This window comes from Daejeonella sp. (genome assembly GCF_049655485.1).
GTDB lineage: Bacteria > Bacteroidota > Bacteroidia > Sphingobacteriales > Sphingobacteriaceae > Daejeonella.
In genome coordinates this window covers 1-4,568 of record NZ_JBASJU010000200.1, presented here as the reverse complement: position 1 = coordinate 4,568, position 4,568 = coordinate 1, and the positions used below count along the sequence as shown (strand labels likewise).

4 protein-coding genes are annotated in these 4,568 nt (G+C 46.1%); all 4 read left to right on the top strand.

All coding sequences use genetic code 11. The annotated features are described in order from the left end of the window. The first annotated feature begins 451 nt into the window (after nucleotides 1-451). On the top strand, nucleotides 452-1,045 hold the full coding sequence (locus WBJ10_RS08645) for a hypothetical protein (RefSeq protein WP_424289329.1): 594 nt from the start codon (nucleotides 452-454) through the stop codon (nucleotides 1,043-1,045). Between the two features lie 149 nt (nucleotides 1,046-1,194). Next, nucleotides 1,195-2,652, top strand: coding sequence for a Gfo/Idh/MocA family protein (locus WBJ10_RS08640; RefSeq protein WP_424289327.1), 1,458 nt, complete (start codon nucleotides 1,195-1,197; stop codon nucleotides 2,650-2,652). 202 nt (nucleotides 2,653-2,854) lie between these two features. Next, on the top strand, nucleotides 2,855-3,775 hold the full coding sequence (locus WBJ10_RS08635; RefSeq protein ID WP_424289325.1) for a ChaN family lipoprotein: 921 nt from the start codon (nucleotides 2,855-2,857) through the stop codon (nucleotides 3,773-3,775). A 127-nt stretch (nucleotides 3,776-3,902) separates the two neighbouring features. Further along, nucleotides 3,903-4,568, top strand: a 666-nt coding sequence (locus WBJ10_RS08630; RefSeq protein WP_424289323.1) for an Ig-like domain-containing protein, incomplete at its 3' end; no start/stop codon positions are given.

Below are 4,568 nucleotides of genomic sequence, written 5' to 3'. Positions count from 1 at the left end.
GTAATTCATTTAGTGAACAGAAATCGAGATTGAATAAGAAAATTAAGGATTTGTTGAAGGGTGGGGGGAAGTATTATATGATTAAGGGGGAGCCGGGGGCGGCGTTTGGGGTTGGGTTGGAGAAGGGGTTGGTTAGGATGTATGAGGATTGAGGTCCCTCGCTGTGCTTCGGGATGACGGGCCCCTCGCTGCTTCGGGATGACGGGTCCCTAAAGCTCGTTAATTTTCAGTGGCTCGTCGAAATAGGTTCCATTTCGACGAGCGAACCACTCTGTTATAGTTGACTTTAGCCGTAACGCGAGGAGAAATCTCCTTTCCCAAAAACTGTGACCGTCATCCTGAGCGCAGCGAAGGACCTCACAAAATTTAAACTCCAACCCCTTACAAGCTTGTAGAGATTTACTTAAAGGATGAATTCCCCCCACCTTTGTTCCATAAACAATAAACAATTATGGAAAAGCAATCACTCACCGAAATTATCTGCATCCTGGACAAATCAGGATCTATGGACAGCCTGCAACAGGAAACTATTACCGGGCTTAACCAATTTATTGAAGAACAAAAAAACGAACCTGGCCTCTGCAATTTCTCGCTTGTACAGTTTAACCACGAAGTAAGTACCACTTTTTCCCGGTGTCCTATTCAAAACGTGAAGCCATTGGGCCAGAAATCCTATCGCCCGGATGGGTACACTGCTCTGCTCGACGCAGTTGGAGGCACTTTAAAAGGGGCTATGGAAGCACTTTTCTTGTTGCCCGCAGATCAGGCTCCGGATAAAGTGCTGGTATTTATCATTACTGATGGATATGAGAATGCGAGTCGCCATTATAGCCGTGCGCAGGTTGGAAGCATGATCGGCCAGCTGGAAACTAATAAGGGATGGGATTTCCAGTTTTTCGGCGCTAATATGGATGCTTTTGACGAAGCACATAATATTGGAATTAGTGCGGATAAGGCGGCTGCCTGGGAAGCGGATGCGAGTGGGATGGATAGGATGATGAAGAAGATGGGGGATGTGGCGAAGGAGGTGAGGGGGAGGAGGTAGAGGTCCCTCGCTGCGCTTCGGGATGACGATTATTTTGTTTACGTTTACGATAATGCTTCGGCTTTTTTAGCTGCCCACGCGAAGAGAATACGGGCGTATTAAAAAAGGCTGATCCCTTTGGATTAAATGTGATTTTAATGTTGAAATAAATGGAAAAACAGGACAACAATACTTCAAGAAGAGATTTTGTTAAGGCTGCTGCGGTGGCTACAGCGGGTTTTATGATCGTGCCACGGCATGTGCTGGGCGGTAAAGGTTATGTCGCGCCAAGCGACAAGCTGCTTATAGCCGGAGTGGGTGTTGGGGGAAAAGGGGAAAGTGACCTGACCGGATTCGCAAAAAACCCAAAGGCTGAAATTGCATTTCTTTGCGATGTTGACGACAGACGGGCGGCAGCATCGGTAAAGAGATTCCCTAAAGCTAAATATTATAAGGACTGGCGTGAGATGTTTGATAAAGAACGACGCCACTTTGATGCGGTTTCGGTTTCAACCCCGGATCATAATCATGCGATAGTGGCACTGGCTGCTATGAGAAGAAGGAAGCATGTGTATGTTCAAAAGCCTTTAACGCATGATATCTATGAAGCAAGGGTGTTAACTGACGCTGCTAAGAAATATAAAGTAGTGACCCAGATGGGGAACCAGGGTTCTTCATCTGATGGGTCGAGGAGTGTGATGGAGTGGTATGCTGCGGGATTGATTGGAGAAGTGCACACCGTTTACTGCTGGACCGACCGTCCTGTCTGGCCTCAGGGGATTCCGTGGCCTGCTGCTAAAGCGGAGGTTCCAAAAGAACTTGACTGGGATCTATGGCTGGGAACAGCTCCGTATACCGATTATGTGGAAAAACTGGTTCCGTTTAACTGGAGAGGCTGGTGGGACTATGGCACGGGCGCCATAGGCGATATGGGATGCCACATGGTGGATGTGCCTTTTAAAACCCTGGGACTGAATTATCCGTCGGATGTTCAGTGCAGCGTTGGAAGCGTGTATGTTGATGAGTTTAAACGTGGTTATTTCCCTGAAAGCTGTCCTCCTTCATCGCATGTTACCATGACCTTTGATAGTCCTTCGAAACAGGTTGGGAAACCTGTCCAATTGCATTGGATGGATGGTGGGATTCAACCTGAACGCCCTATGGAACTTGGGCCTAATGAAATGTTTGGCGATAATGGAAACGGTGTTCTTTTTATAGGTACTAAAGGCAAAATGCTTTGCAACGCCTACGGCAGAAACCCTCGCTTATTGCCTTTATCCAGGATGGACGATGTCAATGTCCCTGAAACTATTTTAAGAGTACCCGGCCAGGAAGAAGGTCATTATACGCAATGGGTGGATGCTTCCATCGCGGGGTATGGGGAAATGGAGTTAAGTTCAGATTTTTCGATAGCAGGGCCATTAACGGAAGCCTTGCTGGTGGGTAATCTTGCGCTCCGTGCGTATGATATTCGGGTGCCGGGAGCTAATCCAAATAGTTTCCAATATCCGGGACGTTACAAGAAATTTCTTTGGGATGCTAAGGATATGAAGATTACGAACTTTGATCTGGCTAATCAGTTTGTGAAGAGGGAGTATAGGAAGGGGTGGAAGGTTAAGGGTTTGTAGGTCCCTCGCTGCAGGTCCCTCGCTGCGCTTCGGGATGACGAGCCCCTCGCTGCGCTTCGGGATGACGATGTGGCGGAAAGTGGAAGGTGAAAGGGCGACGCTGTGCGTTGTGTACGCTCGTGCTCCCCTTTTTTCAAGGGGAGCTGTCCGCCCCGGGCGGACTGAGGGGTCTTAAACATGTTGTAATCGAACTCACATTTTCATGAAAACAATTATATACAAATTGACCAAAACGTTCCGGCGACAGGGCATGAAAATCATTGGCCTTAGTTTACTCATCTTCTTTTCGTTGACTTCCATTGCACAGAGTTATCAGCAGCATTATAAGATATATGATACCCGGAAAAAACAGCTTGCTTCACTTCAGGATATAATTAACGATGCCGGTAAAGCTGATGTCTTGTTTTTCGGTGAAGAGCATAACGATTCGATCGGTCATCTGCTTGAAAAAGAAATCCTGCAGCGCTTAAATGAGGCGTACCCGGGAAAAGTCACCTTGTCGCTAGAAATGTTCCAGACCGACGTGCAATCCGTCCTGAACGAGTATCTCTGGGATGTGATTGGTGAAAAGAACTTCATCACTGAGGCAAGAGCATGGAAAAATTATAAGGATTACCGGCCCCTGATCGAATATTCAAAATCGAACAGGCTGGATGTCATTGCAGCTAATACCCCTTCACGCTATACAAATAGTGTTACGAGAAACGGTTTGGGAGTGCTGAATAAGCTTCCGGCTGATGCAAGGGGCTATCTTCCGCCGCTTCCGATTGACACTGCCACGGGCCGGTATCACAAGAAATTTATGGACTTGCTGGGAGAACACGGCATGGGCCCGATGAAAATTTACCAGTCGCAGAACTTGTGGGACGCTAGCATGGCGGGGTCAATCTTTAACTACAAGCGTAAACACAAGAATAAAAAAATATTTCATATCAACGGGCGCTTCCATAGCGATGAAAAGCTTGGAACGTATGCACGGCTGAAAAAGCTTTCGCCAAAATTGCGTACGCTTAATATTTCCTGCTTCTATGATGAATCATTTAAGAACCCGGATTGGAGTAAATTTGTGGGGCTTGGGGATTATGTGATTGTTACGGATGCGGGGGTGAAGAGGACGTATTAGGTCCCTCGCTACGCGTCGGGATGACGGTTAAATGAAAACTGCGATTAATACGGATAACCGTAACGATCGTAACTGTGGATAAGATAGCTTTGCCGCAAATTAATTTAGCTCAAATCCATTTTATAACATGAAGAAAATTATTCTGTTCCTGGCAGTTATCTGCCTGAATTTATCCTGCCAAAAAGACGAAAACTCTAAACCTGATCTCACCTTAAAGATGATCAAGCTTTCGGAAGAAACGCTAAATCTGATTGTCGGAGATTCGCATACATTTAAAGTGTCTCTTACTCCAGTTAGTGCAACCGTTCCGAAGTTCAAATGGAAGTCGTCAAATGAAGAAATAGTGGAAGTTAGTGAGGGTAAATTACTTGCAAAGAAAGATGGTGAAGCGATCATTTCAGTGGAAACTGAAGATGGAAAAATTACCGCAAGCTGCAAAGTAACCGTTAGTATGCCTGATTTGACAGGAATAGCGATTGACGAAAAAGAGGTGAGCGTAAGTGTTGGGCAAGATGTTCAGCTAAATGTGATACTTTCACCGTCAAATGCCAAACCTGAGGAAATGGTGTGGTCGAGCTCAGATTCGACTGTTGCAAAAATATCAACAACGGGATTAGTTAAGACCTTGAAACCAGGCAAAGCGACTATTAAAGTCACAAGTAAGTCCGGTAAATTTACCGCGACAAGTGAATTAACTGTTACTCCTGTCCTGGTGCAATCCATAACTATCAGTAACACTTATTCACTGGTGAAGGGTACGACGGCCAAACTGGCATTTGGCGTTTCACCTACC